Annotated in this window: 12 protein-coding genes and 1 pseudogene; 5 read left to right on the top strand and 8 right to left on the bottom strand. The window is 74.3% G+C overall.

Features of this window, described 5'->3' with window-relative positions; translation table 11 throughout:
- Positions 1–47: 47 nt before the first annotated feature.
- The 5 genes from ACZ3TI_RS24395 to ACZ3TI_RS24375 form a co-directional block, all read right to left on the bottom strand.
- Positions 48–2,792: a SpoIIE family protein phosphatase gene (locus ACZ3TI_RS24395; RefSeq protein WP_465729531.1), complete on the bottom strand. Its 2,745-nt coding sequence runs from the start codon at positions 2,790–2,792 to the stop codon at positions 48–50.
- Between the two features lie 138 nt (positions 2,793–2,930).
- On the bottom strand, positions 2,931–3,419 hold the full coding sequence (locus ACZ3TI_RS24390; protein WP_465729529.1) for an NUDIX domain-containing protein: 489 nt from the start codon (positions 3,417–3,419) through the stop codon (positions 2,931–2,933).
- Positions 3,420–3,437: 18 nt separating this feature from the next.
- Positions 3,438–3,632 carry an SPOR domain-containing protein gene (locus ACZ3TI_RS24385; protein ID WP_465729527.1) on the bottom strand — a complete coding sequence of 65 codons (195 nt, stop codon included), beginning with the start codon at positions 3,630–3,632 and terminating at the stop codon, positions 3,438–3,440.
- Positions 3,633–3,790: 158 nt separating this feature from the next.
- Positions 3,791–5,278, bottom strand: coding sequence for a DUF4190 domain-containing protein (locus ACZ3TI_RS24380; RefSeq protein ID WP_465729525.1), 1,488 nt, complete (start codon positions 5,276–5,278; stop codon positions 3,791–3,793).
- 183 nt (positions 5,279–5,461) lie between these two features.
- Positions 5,462–6,280 (bottom strand): methyltransferase domain-containing protein, encoded by an 819-nt coding sequence (locus tag ACZ3TI_RS24375; protein ID WP_465729523.1) that lies wholly within the window; start codon positions 6,278–6,280, stop codon positions 5,462–5,464.
- 165 nt (positions 6,281–6,445) lie between these two features.
- On the opposite strand from ACZ3TI_RS24375, the pseudogene ACZ3TI_RS24370 reads away from it, so the two are divergent.
- Both ACZ3TI_RS24370 and ACZ3TI_RS24365 read left to right on the top strand, forming a co-directional pair.
- Positions 6,446–7,587, top strand: a pseudogene (locus ACZ3TI_RS24370) (dihydrofolate reductase family protein).
- Positions 7,588–7,866: 279 nt separating this feature from the next.
- Positions 7,867–8,142, top strand: a complete 276-nt coding sequence (locus ACZ3TI_RS24365; RefSeq protein WP_465729521.1) for a peptidoglycan-binding domain-containing protein — start codon at positions 7,867–7,869, stop codon at positions 8,140–8,142.
- Positions 8,143–8,223: 81 nt separating this feature from the next.
- Here ACZ3TI_RS24365 and ychF read toward each other — a convergent pair whose 3' ends face one another.
- The gene (ychF, locus tag ACZ3TI_RS24360; RefSeq protein ID WP_465729519.1) at positions 8,224–9,297 is read right to left on the bottom strand and encodes a redox-regulated ATPase YchF; all 1,074 of its coding nucleotides are present in this window, start codon (positions 9,295–9,297) and stop codon (positions 8,224–8,226) included.
- A gap of 248 nt (positions 9,298–9,545) precedes the next feature.
- Between ychF and ACZ3TI_RS24355 the strand changes: the two genes are divergently transcribed.
- A complete protein-coding gene (locus ACZ3TI_RS24355; protein WP_465729517.1) occupies positions 9,546–10,160 on the top strand; it encodes a DUF6542 domain-containing protein in 615 nt (204 codons plus the stop codon).
- Positions 10,161–10,202: 42 nt separating this feature from the next.
- On the opposite strand, the gene ppgK is transcribed toward ACZ3TI_RS24355, so the two are convergent.
- Entirely contained in the window at positions 10,203–10,949 is a 747-nt protein-coding gene (gene ppgK / locus ACZ3TI_RS24350; RefSeq protein WP_465729515.1) for a polyphosphate--glucose phosphotransferase, read from the bottom strand.
- 171 nt (positions 10,950–11,120) lie between these two features.
- On the bottom strand, positions 11,121–12,095 hold the full coding sequence (locus ACZ3TI_RS24345) for a 4-hydroxy-3-methylbut-2-enyl diphosphate reductase (protein WP_465729513.1): 975 nt from the start codon (positions 12,093–12,095) through the stop codon (positions 11,121–11,123).
- 109 nt (positions 12,096–12,204) lie between these two features.
- Here ACZ3TI_RS24345 and ACZ3TI_RS24340 point away from each other — a divergent pair, with 109 nt between their 5' ends.
- Positions 12,205–13,560, top strand: a complete 1,356-nt coding sequence (locus tag ACZ3TI_RS24340; protein WP_465729511.1) for an APC family permease — start codon at positions 12,205–12,207, stop codon at positions 13,558–13,560.
- Positions 13,561–13,570: 10 nt separating this feature from the next.
- The gene (gene xseA / locus ACZ3TI_RS24335) at positions 13,571–14,800 is read left to right on the top strand and encodes an exodeoxyribonuclease VII large subunit (RefSeq protein WP_465729509.1); all 1,230 of its coding nucleotides are present in this window, start codon (positions 13,571–13,573) and stop codon (positions 14,798–14,800) included.
- Positions 14,801–14,896 lie beyond the last annotated feature (96 nt).

Raw genomic sequence — 14,896 nt, 5'->3', positions numbered from 1 at the left:
CATATGCGGCACCGCTCTCCTGGCACTTCTTCCGGTGTTCGACCGAGTCACGACTCGTCGGGGTCATTACCCGGCAGCGCCTGCTCGAACCAGACCACCTTGCCGATGCCCTCGGCCCTGGCGCCCCAGCGCAGCGCCAGCCGGCGGACCAGCTCCAGGCCCCGGCCGCCCTCGTCCGCCTCGGCCGCGTGCCGCTCCCGGGGCGGGTCGGGCAGCGGGTCGGAGATCTCGACCAGCAGCGTCTCGCCGAGCGTCAGCCGTACCCCGATGGGGGCGCTGGCGTACCGGACGGCGTTCGTGACCAGCTCGCTGACCAGCAGCTCGGCTGTGTCGGTGAGCGCCTCGACGCTCCACTCGGCGAGCGTGGAGCGGACCAGCCGGCGGGCCCGGGAGACAGCGGTGGGCTCGGCCGGCAGGGTCCAGCCGGCCGTCGGGGTGCCGGCCTGTCCGTGGCCGAGCCGGGCCAGCAGCAGCGCGACGTCGTCCGGCTCGCGGCCCTGCTCCATGGTGTCGAGCACCGCCTCGCAGGCGGCCTGGATGGACGCGTACGGTTCCTGGAGGACGGTGATCAGCCGGCCGAGGCCGACGTCCAGGTCCTTGTCCCGGGACTCCACCAGGCCGTCGGTGCACAGTGCGAGCAGGCTGCCCTCGGGGATCTTCAGTTCGACGGATTCGAACGGGACTCCGCCCACCCCGAGCGGGGCGCCGGAGGGCAGGTCGAGGATCCGGCCGGCGCCGCCGGGCAGCGGGCTGCCGGTGCGGGTCGGCTCCTCGGTCTCCTGGCCGGGCACCACCAGCACCGGCGGGATGTGCCCGGCCTTGGCGACGGTCAGCCGGGCCGTCGCCGGGTCGAAGACCGCGTAGACGCAGGTGGCGAGCAGTGCCTCGTCCGGGCCCTGGGCGAGGTCGTCGGCCAGTTCGTGGACGTGCCGCAGCAGGACGTCCGGCGGCAGGTCGAGGGCGGCCAGCACCCGGACGGCGGTGCGCAGCCGGCCCATGGTGGCGGCGGCCCGCAGGCCGTGGCCCATCACGTCGCCGACCACCAGCGCGGTGCGGTCGCCGGGCAGCGGGATGACGTCGAACCAGTCGCCGCCGACCTCGGTGCCGCTGCTGCCGGGCACGTAACGGTAGGCGACCTCGACGCCGGTGGGCTGCGGGACCTGCTGCGGGAGCAGGGTGCGCTGGAGGGTGAGCGCGGCGGTGCGCTCGCGGGCGTAGAGCCGGGCGTTGTCCAGCGAGCTGCCGGCCCGGTCGGCGAGTTCGACGGTGAAGGCCAGGTCGTCCCGGTCGAAGCCCTCGCGGTAGCCGGCCCGGCTGACCAGCAGCAGGCCGATCACGATGCCGCGGGCGCGCAGCGGGACGACCAGCATCGAGTGCACGCCGAGGTCCCGGGCGGCCTGCATCTTCGGGTCGCCGGGGTAGGTGACGTCGTCGAGCTGGTCGGCGCCGGAGAGCAGCTCGGGCACGCCGGTGCGCAGCACCCGCCCGCAGGCGGAGTCCTCGGCGAAGGTGATCCGGGCGCCGCGGCGCAGCATCACGTCGACCTCGGGGCCGTCCTGGACGGAGGCGGTGCCGAGCTGGAGCAGCGAGGTGCGCCGGTCGTGGCCGTGCCGGGGCAGGTCGTCACCGTGGGCGACGGCCTGCAGCAGGATCACGGCGGAGTGGTCGGTGAGCCGGGGGACGACCGAGCCGGCCAGCTCCTGGGCGATCCGGGAGGCGTCCAGCAGGTCGCCGACGCGGGAGCCGAACTCGTTGAGCAGCGAGAGCCGGCGCCGGGCGTGCTCGACCTTGGCGACCGCCCGGTAGCGCTCGGTCACGTCCATCACGGTGCCGGAGATGCCGAGCACCCGGCCGGAGCGGTCGGTCATCCGGCTGTAGGAGATCGAGCGGTAGCCGGCCCTGGTGGTGACCGGGGAGGCCAGAGTGACGTCGATGACCGGCTCGCCGGTCGCCAGCACCTGGCGCTGGATGGAGGTGATCTCGTCGGCGGCCCGCTCGGGGAGGGTCTCGCCGGTGGTGCGGCCGACGTGGTCGTCCGGCGCGACGCCGTTCATCTCGGCGAGGGTCCGGTTGACCGCGGTGTAGCGCAGCTCGGTGTCCAGGATGGCGATGCCCAGCGGGGACTGCTCGAACAGCGCGTCGCGCACCGCGAGGTCGCGCTCGACGGCCCGTACGGCGGCCGACTCGGCCATGCTGACCTGCAGGAACGGGGTGCCGTCGCCGTCCACCAGGAGGGAGATCCGGGCTTCCACCGCGACCGGTACGCCCTCCCGGTCGCGCAGCTCCGCGTAGCCGGCCCAGCGGCCGTGTCGCAGGGTGTCCTGAACCGCGGCCCGGATCCGGACGACCTGCTCCTGGTCGGGGATCAGCTCGTCGATCCGGCGGCCGACCAGCAGCTCGTTCGGCCAGCCGAGCAGCTCCTCGGCGGCGGGGCTCCAGAGCACCACCCGGCCCGCGGTGTCCAGGATCGCGATGGCGACCTTGAGCATGTCGAGCAGGCTGCCCTCGGATGGCGCGCCGGGGCCGTGCGGGGCGTCGCCGGGCCCTCCGGGGAACGGGCGGCCGGGGCGGCTGCGCAGCCCGGACAGGTCGCCCGGCTCGGGGAGGGCCAGGGTCGGCGCGGGCTGGGCGGTCGGCTCGGTGTCGGGGGCGGCGACCGTGCCGCGGCGGCGGCCGGTCGGCGGCTGGGGGGCGGTCGGACGGGCGGCGCGGCGTAGTCGGGCGCGGGCGGCGGCGCTGCCCGCGGTTCCTGCCCGCCGCTCTCCCCCGCCGCCGTTCCCGGTACTCGACACCGACGGGGCCTCCGGCTCTGGTCGGGATCGGTGTCGCCGGCTGGGGCGGCTCACCGATGGTGACGAATAGTGCCGAAAAGTGACATACCCAGCGGAACCCAGGCTATCCCGGCCGCCGGGTCGTCTTGTCCGATTGACCTACCCGGCGGACTGCGCGTCGCCCGCGGCTCCCGCCCCGGTGAGAAGACGCGCGACGTACGGCAGCACGTCCCGGTCGTGGTCGATCCAGTCGACGGCGTCCAGCTCGTCCGGGCCCAGCCAGCGCAGTGCGTCGTGGTCCTGCAGCGCGCGCGGCTCGCCGGACAGCAGTTCGGCGGCCCAGAAGCGCAGCTCCAAGCCGGGGCGCACGGCCCACGCGCCGGGCAGGCGGCTCAGCGCCCGCGCCCGGACGCCCAGCTCCTCCAGCAGTTCGCGCTCCAGCGCCTGCGCCTCCGTCTCGCCGGGCTCGGCCTTCCCGCCGGGGAACTCCCACCGCCCGGCCACCGCCTCGGGCGCGCTGCGCCGGGCCGCGAGCACCCGCCCGTCGTGGACCAGCGCGCCGCCGACCACGATCCGGGGCTCGGCGGAGGGGCCGTCGGAGGGGTCGGCAGCCCGGTCCCTGGGGTATGCGGGGTGCGTGGCGTCCATGGCCCCGACCCTACGGCCTCAGGCGTTCCGGGCGGCGCCGTGCCCGGTCCCGGCATCCCCGGCCGCACCGGACTCCTCCACCCAGTACAGCTGCTTGTGGCCGCGGGCCTCGAGCTCGTCGGCCAGCCGCCGCGCCTCGGCGCCGTCCAGGTCCTTGGCGACCACGAAGCGGTTGCCGTTGTCGTCCTGCCGCATCACCCGGTAGGTGCCCATGGCGGGAGGGTATCCGGCGCTCGCCGGGGCACACGGCGAATGCCCTCGTGCCCCCGGCTCGCGTGGGGGTCGGGCCGGGGGCACACCCGCGACGCTACGCGCCGTTCGCTACTGGCAGGTACAGGCGTTGTTAACGGCTGGTAACCATGGCCGGTGGCTCAGACCCGCAGGTCGGGCGCCTGCTCGCCGGTGGACAGGCCCAGCGAACGGCGGATGTCCACCGTCACCGGCGCCGTCTTGGCCACCAGCGCCTGGGCGCGGCGGATGCCGCCCTCCAGGTCGTCGGCGGCGGCCGCGGCGTCCCAGGCGGCGGCCGCCTGGGTCTGGGCCTCGGTCAGCTTGGCGATCTTCGGCTGGACGTCGGCCGGCCAGTTCGCGGCCGGCGAGCCGAGCACGGCGGCCTCGTTGCGGGAGGCGAGGGCCATCCGGCGGGCCCAGCTCCGGTAGTCGGCCTCGGCGGCGGAGACGTCCTTCTTCGGCTCGTCCAGGTAGGCGTCGTTGAACCCCCGGACCGCCTCCAGGTAGGACAGCTGAGGCGCGGTCAGGCTGCCGCGGTCGGTGCGGACCGTGCCCCGGTGCTGGTCGTCGCGGTCCTCGAAGGCGCAGGTGACGTACCGTTCGCCGGCCGCCCAGTTGCTCGCGGTCGGGTAGAGGTAGACGTCGTCCATGCCGTCCGGGACGGTCCACTGGTCGAGCGCGTAGTCGTCGAGCACCTTGCGGCACAGCCGGGCGGCCGACTCGCGGACGTCGCTCTCGCCCGGGTAGGGGCCGTTGCTCGCGGGGAGCTTGACGGTGCCGGCCACCTCGCCGTGGTGCGGATCGGCGCAGGCCACCCGGCGCACCCAGGACACCGTCTCGTCGCCGTCGCCGTCGGTCACCGATCCCCCGTCGGGCGAGCTGTAGCAGTCGCCGACCTTGAGGTCGGACCAGTGCACGGAGCCGGCCGGGGCCTTCGGGGCCTGGGCGAAACGGGGGCCGCGCGCGGAGCTGAAGTCCCCCGCGCCCAGCAGCAGCGAGATCAGCACCGTGCCGATCGTGCCGAGCACCACGCCGGTCACCGCCATGCCGAGGCCGCGCTCCTTGCGGCGGTTGATCTGGACCAGCGCCACGATGCCGAACACCAGGGCCAGCGGCGCCACCAGGACCAGGCCGGTCACCAGGGAGCCGACCGCGAAGCCGTTGGTGGGGGCCGGGCCGGGCGCGGGGGCGGGGCCGAAGGGCTGCGCGTACGGGTGACCGGGCTGGGGGCCGGGCTGGAAGCCGGACTGGGCGGAGGGCGTGACGGAGGCCCAGCCGCCGGCGGGCAGCGGGTGCGGCGGCTGGGGCGGGGCGGCCGAGGGCGGCGGGACGGCCTGCGGGTGCGCGGCGGCGGGGGCGGGGGCGGTGAAGTCGGGGGCGGCCCAGGGGTCGGCGGGGGGCGCGGGGGCAGGGGCCGGGGCGGGCTCGGCCGGGGCGGCCTCGGCGTCCGCCGGGGCGGGCTCGGGCCCGGACTCGTCGGTCTGCTTGCGGAAGTCCACCCGGGGGTCCTGGCCCGCCGCCGGAGCCGCTGCGGCGGCGTCCGCGTCCGTCCCGGTCCCCGCGTCCGTCCCCGTCCGCGCGGGCGGCTCCGACCCCGGGGCGGGCAGCTCGGACTCAGGCTTGGACACGTGGACTCCCCCAACCCGCCGGGGCGGGCGTCGCCTCGGCGTTCGGCACCATGGCTCGGTCCCGAACGGGCCCGAATGTGAACGGTCGCGCGACTTTACCCGATCGTTCCGAACACCTGCGCCCCGCCCGGAGCCCGCAGCCTGAGCCCCCGTCCGCGCCTCGTCCGCGCCCCGCCGGGCCGCTCAGCCGCGGGCCAGGACCTCACCGTGCAGCATCGAGAACCAGCCGTCCCCGGCGGCGCTCCACTTCCGCCAGCCGGCCGCGATCCGCTCCAACTCGTCCCGCTCCGCGTAGCCCCGCTCGACCACCGTCCGGCCCAGCGCGGTGCCGGTCACCCGGTCCGCCCACATCCCGCCCCACCAGGCGCGCTGCTCGGGCGTCGCGTACGTCCAGGTGGTGGCGCTCGCGGCGATCTCGGTGAAGCCGGCCGCGCGGGCCCAGGACAGCAGCCGCCGGCCCGCGTCCGGCTCGCCGCCGTTGGCGCGGGCGGTCCGCCGGTACAGCTCCAGCCACCGGTCCAGCGCCGGCACTTCGGGGAACCAGGTCATCGAGGCGTAGTCGACGTCCCGGACCGCGACCACGCCGCCGGGCGCCGTCACCCGTCGCATCTCGCGCAGCGCGGCCACCGGATCGGCCACGTGCTGCAGCACCTGGTGCGCGTGCACCACGTCGAACTCGCCGTCCCGGTACGGCAGCCGGTGCACATCGGCGCGCTCGAAGACGACGCCGGCCAGGCCTCGCGCGGCGACGTACCCGGCGGCCTGCTCCAGCACCTCGGCGGAGGTGTCCACGGCCACCACCCGACCGCTCGGTCCGACCAGCTCGGCCAGGTCCGCGGTGATCGTGCCGGGCCCACAGCCGATGTCCAACAGCGCCTGCCCGGGCCGCAGTTCGGGCAGCAGGTAGGCCGCCGAGTCGGCGGCGGTACGGGAGCGGTGCGAGCGCAGCACGGCCTCCTGGTGGCCGTGGGTGTAGACGGCGGAGGGCTGCGGTCCGGACATGGGATCCCCCTGGAGCGTGGTCGGTCTTCCGTTCTCCTCGACACCTCGACGCTACTCCTCGTCCCGCATCGCGAGAAGATCCGTCTCACATTCCGATCGCCGGGCACTCCGGCGGCACCCCGCCGCCGTACCGTGGAGGCGCCCCCGACAGAACGGTCCCCGCCCATGCCCGGCCAGCGCCCCTTCGTCCTGCTGAGCGCCGCCGTCTCGCTCGACGGCCACCTCGACGACGCCTCCCCCGACCGGCTGCTGCTCTCCAACGCCGCGGACTTCGACCGGGTGGACGAGGAGCGGGCGGCCGCCGACGCGATCCTGGTCGGCGGCAACACCCTGCGCGCCGACAACCCGCGCCTGCTGGTCAACGACCCCGCGCGCCGGGCCGCCCGGCTGGCGGCGGGCCGACCCGAATACCCGCTGAAGGTGACGCTCAGCGCGAGCGGCGACCTCGGCGCCGGCCTGCGGTTCTGGCACACCGGCGGCGCCAAGCTCGCCTACACCACGGACGCCGGGGCGGCGGAGCTGCGCCCCCGGCTGGACGGCCTGGCCGAGGTGGTCGCGCTCGGCGGCGCGGTGGACCTGGGCGCGGTGCTGGACGACCTGGGCGCGCGCGGTGTGCGCCGGCTGATGGTCGAGGGCGGCGGGGGCGTGCACACCCAGTTCCTGGCCCACGGCCTCGCGGACGAGCTGCAGCTGGCCGTCGCCCCGCTGCTGGTCGGTCAGGCCGAGGCGCCCCGGTTCGTCCGCCCGGCCGCCTTCCCCGGCGGCCCGGCCCGGCGGATGCGGCTGCTGGAGGCACGTACCGTGGGCGACGTCGTCCTGCTCAGGTACGCCCCGAAGGAGCCCGCGCCGTGAACCGCCCCGCGACCGCCGACCTCGCCCACCTGCGCCGGGCCGTCGAGCTCTCCCGCAGCTGCCCGCCCTCCGAGACGGCCTTCTCGGTCGGCGCGGTGATCGTCGGCGCCGACGGCGAGGTGCTGGCGGAGGGCTACAGCCGGGAGGCGGACGCCCACGACCACGCCGAGGAGGCGGCCCTGGCCAAGCTCCCGGCGGGCGACCCCCGACTGCGCGGGGCGACGGTCTACAGCTCGCTGGAGCCGTGCGGGCAGCGCGCCTCCCGTCCGGTGCCGTGCGCCCGGCTGCTCATCGCGGCGGGCGTGCCGCGGGTGGTCGTCGCCTGGCGCGAGCCGGACCTCTTCGTCACCGACTGCCAGGGGACCGCGCTGCTGCAGGCGGCCGGGGTCGAGGTGGTGGAACTGCCGGAGCTGGCCGAGGAGGCCCGCGCGGTCAACGCCCACCTGCTCGGCTGAGCGTTCGCCCCGTCGCCGACGCCAACCCGTCGACGGGCGGCTTCTCCGCGCCTCGACCACCTCGGCATGCTCACCGGCGTCGTCGCCCACTCCGCGGCCTCCATCGCCCCGATCCTCACCGTCGCGCGATGACCCGGCGGGGCCACCCGTCGCAATCGGTGCACGCGTGGCCGCGTTTGCGGCTCCACTGGGCTGCGCCCCCCAGGGGCCTGTGCTTCTCTGGAAATGCCCGGACACGCCGCCCACAAGTTCGGGTCCGAACGCAAAGGAATTCCGAAAGTGACAGAAACCCCGACCCAGCGCTGCAACTTCACCAATTCCCGGCCGACGCTCAAGCAGGGCTCGTCGGGGGACGCGGTCAAACAGGCGCAGTGCTACCTCAATTCCTCACTGACCGGAGAGGCCCTTCTCGTGGACGGCGACTTCGGCCCCGTGACGGACGCCGCGACGAGACGGTTCCAGGTGTGCGCCAAGATCACGGTCGACGGCATCATCGGCGCCCAGACCTGGTCGTTCCTGACGTTCTGGTCCAACTCGCCGGGCTTCGTCTGCTGAGCGCGCCCGAAAGGCCGTCGGGAAAAGCCGAGAGGCCGTCCACCCCGCGTCGCGCGGGCCGGACGGCCTCTCGGAATACCACTAGACGTTGAAGCGGAACTCCACCACGTCGCCGTCCTGCATGACGTACTCCTTGCCCTCGATGCGGGCCTTGCCCTTGGCGCGGGCCTCGGCGATGGAGCCGGTCTCGACCAGGTCGGCGAAGGAGATCACCTCGGCCTTGATGAAGCCCTTCTGGAAGTCGGTGTGGATGACACCGGCGGCCTCGGGGGCGGAGGCGCCCTTCTTGATGGTCCAGGCGCGGGCTTCCTTGGGGCCGGCCGTCAGGTAGGTCTGCAGGCCGAGGGTGTCGAAGCCGACCCGGGCGAGGGTGGCGAGGCCGGGCTCCTCCTGCCCCATGGACTGGAGGAGCTCCAGGGCCTCCTCGTCGTCCAGCTCGATCAGCTCGGACTCGATCTTGGCGTTGAGGAAGATCGCCTCGGCCGGGGCGACCAGCTCGCGCTGTGCGTTCTTGAAGTCCTCGTCCGCCAGCTCGTCCTCGTCCACGTTGAAGACGTAGAGGAAGGGCTTGGCGGTCAGCAGGTGGAGCTCGCGGATCGGGGTGGTGTCGAAGCCGGCCTCGAAGAGGGTCTTGCCGGTCTCCAGGATCGCCTGCGCGGCCTCGGCCGCGGCCAGCACGGGGGCGGTGTCCTTCTTGAGGCGCGCCTCCTTCTGGAGTCGCGGCAGGACCTTCTCGATGGTCTGGAGGTCGGCCAGGATCAGCTCGGTGTGGATGGTCTCGATGTCGTCCTTGGGCGACACCTTGCCGTCCACGTGCACCACGTCGGGGTCGGTGAAGGCGCGCACGACCTGGCAGATCGCGTCCGACTCACGGATGTTGGCGAGGAACTTGTTGCCCAGGCCCTCGCCCTCGCTCGCGCCGCGCACGATGCCGGCGATGTCGACGAAGTCGACGGTGGCCGGGAGGATGCGCTGGGAGCCGAAGATCTCGGCGAGCTTGGTCAGCCGCTCGTCCGGGACGCCGACCACGCCGACGTTCGGCTCGATGGTGGCGAACGGGTAGTTGGCCGCCAGCACGTCGTTCTTGGTCAGGGCGTTGAACAGGGTCGACTTGCCGACGTTCGGCAGGCCGACGATTCCGATCGTGAGCGACATGAAGCGCAGTCCCGGGGGCTTGGAGGAGTTGGGTCGGCACCGTGGGGGCCGACCCCCAAGTCTACGGGCAGCGCCCGCACTGCCTCACGCCCCGATACCGGCGGTCCGATGATCATGGTTCGCGGACCCGGCCGAGCAGGTCGGTCCACCTGAGTCACGATCACATGACTGCACCGTCCGGAGACACGGGACGGGACCTGAACGGTCCATTACACAGTGTGGCGATGATCGGACCGTACGTTGGGCGGGTGGAGCAGAGCATCCGAACCCAGCCGCCAGGGCCCAGACGCCGTCCGCCGAACGGCGCGGCCGCAGCCGCCGTCCCCGGTCCGGGCCGGGCTCCCGGGACCGCCGAGGGCGCGCCCGCCTCCCGGCTGCGCCCGGTGGCCGGCCCGTCCGGGACCGCCCGACCGCCCGCCCCGCGACTGCGTCTGCCGCTGCGCGGACGCGGCGACGAGCGGGTGTACGGGCGGCGCCGGACCGGTCGGCCGACCCGGCTGACGGCCGTCGGCACCGGCGTCGCCGCCGTGCTGGCCACGCTCGCGGTGGCGGGCGTGGACCGGCTGCTCTTCGACGACCTCGGCTGGCTGTTCGGCCTCGGCTACCTGGTGGTCTGCTTCCACCTGGCCGTCCGGGTCCGCTACGCCGACCTGCTGGCCGCGCCGATCAGCGGACCGATCGCCTTCGCCCTGGCCCTGCTGCTGCTCGCCCCGGTCGGCTCCTCGGGCGTCACCGCCCAGCTGGTCTCGCTGGCGACCGGCCTGGCGCTGCGGGCGGGCTGGCTGTTCTCCGGCACCGGACTCGCCGCGCTGATCGTGCTCGCCCGCTTCGTCGCCCAGCGCCGGATCCACCGCTCCCGCTGAAGCCGCTCCCGCGCCGCTGCGGGGCCCACCGGGGAGCGGGCCTCAGCCTGCCGCCCGGGCCGCCGCCATGGCCGCCCCGACGATGCCCGCGTCGTTGCGCAGCTCCGCCGGCACCACCCGCGCCTCGCGGTGCTTCAGCAGCGGCAGGAACTTCTCGTGCTTGCGGCTCACCCCGCCGCCGATCACGATCAGCTGCGGCGAGAACAGCATCTCCACCAGGTCCAGGTACTCGTCGACCCGCCCGGCCCACTGCTCCCAGTTCAGCCCGTGCCGCTCCTTGGCGGCCGAGGAGGCCCGGCGCTCGGCGTCCTTGCCGCGCAGTTCCAGGTGGCCCAGCTCGGTGTTGGGCACCAGCGCGCCGTCCACGAAGAGCGCGCTGCCGATGCCGGTGCCGAAGGTGAGCACCAGGACAACGCCCGACTGGTCCCGGCCCGCGCCGTGCGTCAGCTCGGCGAACCCCGCCGCGTCCGCGTCGTTGAGGACGGTCGCGGGCAGGTCCAGCGCCTCGCGGAACAGGCCCTCGGCGTCCAGCCCGATCCAGCCCTTGTCCACATTGGCGGCGGTTCTGGTGCGGCCGTCGACCACCACGCCCGGGAAGGTCAGCCCGACCGGTCCCCGGTGGTCGAAGTGGCGGACCACCTCGCGGACGGCGGCGACCACGGCCTCGGGGGCGGACGGCTGCGGGGTGAGCACCTTGTAACGCTCCTCGGCGAGCGCGCCCCGGGCGAGGTCGACCGGCGCGCCCTTGATCCCCGAGCCGCCGATGTCCACGCCGAATACCGCCGTCATCACGTCCACCCTCCGCCGGGGCCCGGACCGCTCGTCCACAGCCTGTGAACAAAGCTACGAGAGCGTGCACGGGCCCGCACAGCAGACGAGCGACAGGAAGCCGAGCAGCGACGGACAGCACAGCGAAGAGCCCGGCACCCCGCTGACGGGGTGCCGGGCTCCGCGGAAGCGTCAGAGCTTGCCGGCCGCCTCGGCGCGCAGGTCGCGGCGCAGCTCCTTGGGCAGCGAGAAGGTCAGGTGCTCCTCGGCGGTCTTGACCGTCTCGACCGTGTCGTAGCCGCGCGCGGCCAGGAACTCGAGCACGCCGTCGACCAGGATCTCCGGGACGGAGGCGCCGCTGGTCAGGCCGACGGTGGTGACGCCCTCCAGCCACTCCTCGCGGATCTCCTCGGCGAAGTCCACCAGATGGGCGGCCTTGGCGCCGTACTCCAGGCCGACCTCGACCAGGCGGACCGAGTTGGAGGAGTTCTTGGAGCCGACCACGATCAGCAGGTCGGTCTCGGGGGCCAGCTGCTTGACCGCGACCTGGCGGTTCTGGGTCGCGTAGCAGATGTCGTCGCTGGGCGGGCTGACCAGCGCCGGGAAGCGGTTCTTCAGCTCGCCGACGGTGGCCATGGTCTCGTCCACCGACAGGGTGGTCTGGGACAGCCAGACGACCCGGGACTCGTCCCGGACCTTCACGTTGGCGACGTCCTCGGGACCGTCCACCAGGTGGATCCGGTCCGGGGCCTCGCCCATGGTGCCGATGACCTCCTCGTGGCCCTCGTGGCCCACCAGCAGGATGTCGTAGCCCTCGTCGGCGAAGCGCACGGCCTCCTTGTGCACCTTGGTGACCAGCGGGCAGGTGGCGTCGACGGTGGCGAGCTTGCCGGCCCGCGCCTCGTCGTGGACGGACGGGGCGACGCCGTGCGCGGAGAAGACCACGATCGAGCCCTCGGGCACCTCCTCCGTCTCGTCGACGAAGATCGCACCCTTCTTCTCCAGGGTCTGCACCACGTACTTGTTGTGGACGATCTGCTTGCGGACGTAGATGGGCGCCCCGTACTGCTCCAGGGCCTTCTCCACGGCGATCACGGCGCGGTCGACACCCGCGCAGTAGCCCCGGGGGGCGGCGAGCAGGACACGGCGCGGCGCGGTGTTGGACATGGCTCCATCGTACGGGCGGCGGCGAGCGGCGCCGCCCGCGGCGGCGAGCCGCGCCGACGGCGGACATTTTCCGTGCGGCGCCGACCGCGAGTGCTCAAATGTGGTGTCTATGAGCTCTGTGAGCGGGCAGGCGACGCCGAGCGGCCTGCGCCGCAGCCTGGGCGTCCGCGATCTGATGGTCTACGGGCTGCTGTTCATCGCCCCGATGGCCCCGGTCGGCGTGTTCGGTGTGCTGGACGCCAAGAGCCACGGCGCGGTCGCCGCGGTCTACCTGGCCGCGACCGTCGCGATGGGATTCACCGCCTTCTCGTACGCCCAGATGGTGCGCGCGGTGCCGCAGACCGGCTCGGTGTTCGCCTACGCGCGGGCCGGGCTGGGCGAGGGGCCGGGGTTCATCGCCGGATGGATGGCGATGCTCGACTACCTGCTGATCCCCGCGGTGGCCTACCTGTTCTCGGGGATCGCGCTGCACTCGCTGGTGCCGGGCGTCTCGCGCTGGGTGTGGACGGCGATCGCGGTCGTGGTGACCACCGCGCTCAACCTGATCGGGGTGCGGACGGCGGCGGTGGTCGGCTTCGCGGTGCTGGCGATGGAGATCGCGGTGCTGGCGGTGTTCGTGGCGGCGGCGGTGGTGGCGCTGGTCCAGGACGGTGCCCGGCGCGGCTGGGACACCCCGTTCACCGCCGTCGGCGACTTCTCGCTGACCGCGGTGATCTCGGCGGTGTCCGTCGCCGTGCTCTCCTACCTGGGCTTCGACGCGATCGCGACCTTCGTGGAGGAGGCGGTCGGCTCCTCGGCGGCGGTGGCCCGGGCGGTGCTGTGGTGCCTGGCGCTGGCCGGGGTGCTGTTCGTCGCGCAGACCTACCTGGCGGCGCTGCTGGAGCCGACGGGCCCGCAGCAGCTGGCCGCCGACCCGGCCGCGCAGGGCTCGGCCTTCTACGACACCGTGGAGAGCGGCGTCGGGCACTGGCTGCACGTGCTGGTGGCGGCGAGCAAGGCGATCGGCGCGGCCTTCGCGGCCCTGGCCGGGCAGGCGGCGGCCGGGCGGCTGGTCTTCGCGATGGGCCGGGATGGGCGGCTGCCGCGCGTCCTCGGCACGGTCGACCCGGCCAGTGCGGTGCCGCGCCGGGCCCTGCTGGCGGCCGCCGTGATCACGATGGCGGCGGCGGTCTGGGCGGCGAACCGGGACGACGGGCTGGACCAGCTGACCTCGGTGGTGAACGTGGGCGCGCTGACCGCCTTCGCGCTGCTGCACGCCTCGGTAATCGGCTGGTACACGGTGCGGCACGGCTCGCGGGACCGGCTGCGGCACCTGGTCGTCCCGCTGCTGGGGATCGCGGTGATCGGCGCGGTGGTCTACGAGGCCTCGACCACCGCCCAGCTGGCCGGGCTGTGCTGGCTGGCGATCGGCCTGGTGGTGCTCGGCGTGCAGGGTTCCCCGGGAACTGTCGGCCCGCGCCGCTAGCCTCGTACGCATGGCCAACACCAGCTCCCCCGAAGCCCCGCTCCCGGTCGGCAAGGTCTCCGCGCTGATCGGCGGCTGGATCGACCGGCTCGGCTCGGTGTGGGTGGAGGGGCAGATCACCCAGCTCAGCCGTCGGCCCGGGGCGGGCGTGGTGTTCCTGACCCTGCGCGACCCGCAGGCGGACGTGTCGCTCACGGTGACCTGCTTCCGCTCGGTGTTCGAGCAGGTCGCGGAGGTCGTGCAGGAGGGCGCGCGGGTCGTCGTGCACGCCAAGCCGGAGTGGTACGCGGCGCGCGGGCAGCTGTCGCTGCGCGCCTCGGAGATCCGGCCGGTGGGGCTGGGCGAGCTGCTGGCCCGGCTGGAGCAGCTGAAGCGGCGGCTCGCCGGGGAGGGCCTGTTCGCGGCCGAGCGCAAGAAGCCGCTGCCCTTCCTGCCGCAGTGCGTCGGGCTGGTCACCGGGCGGGGCTCGGCGGCCGAGCGGGACGTGCTGGAGAACGCCCGGCGGCGCTGGCCGGCCGTCCGCTTCGAGGTGCGCAACGTCCCGGTGCAGGGGGTCAGCGCGGTGGAGCGGGTGTGCGCGGCGGTGCGGGAGCTGGACGAGCACCCCGAGGTGGACGTGATCGTCGTGGCCCGCGGCGGCGGCAGCGTGGAGGACCTGCTGCCGTTCTCGGACGAGGGGCTGGTGCGGCTGGTGGCGGCCGCCCGTACGCCGGTGGTCAGCGCGATCGGGCACGAGCCGGACCAGCCGCTGCTGGACTTCGTCGCCGACCTGCGCGCCTCCACCCCGACCGATGCCGCCAAACGGGTGGTTCCGGACGTCGGCGAGGAGCTGGCCAAGGTCCGCCAGCTGCGCGACCGCGCCCGTCGGCACGTACTGGCCCGGGTCGAGCGCGAGCAGCACGGGCTGGACGGGCTGCGCAGCCGCCCGTCGCTGGCCGCCCCGCACCGGATGCTGGACGGGCGCGGCCAGGAGGTGGACGGCCTGCTGGAGCGGGCCCGGCGCACCCTGCGGCACCGGCTGGACCACGCGCAGAGCGACCTCGGGCACACCCTGGCCCGGGTGGTCGCGCTCTCCCCGGCGGCCACCCTGGAGCGCGGCTACGCGGTGCTGCAGCAGGCGGACGGCACGGTGGTGACCGACCCGGCGCAGGTCGCGGGCGGCGAGGCGCTGCACGCCCGGGTGGCGGGCGGCAGCTTCGGGGTCACCGCGGCCGGGGTCGCCGTGTCGGACGAGCGCTAGCTGTACTGACCACGGAGGTTGGTGACGGGGTTCACGGTCGGGTGATCTTGAAATGAGTGAGGGCCTTCTGGCTCGGTGTGGATTGCGACATCTGCA

The sequence above is a fragment of the Kitasatospora sp. NPDC023120 genome, assembly GCF_055560835.1.
The sequence above is the reverse complement of the archived record's forward strand: the minus strand, read 5'-3'. Positions and strand labels throughout refer to the sequence as shown.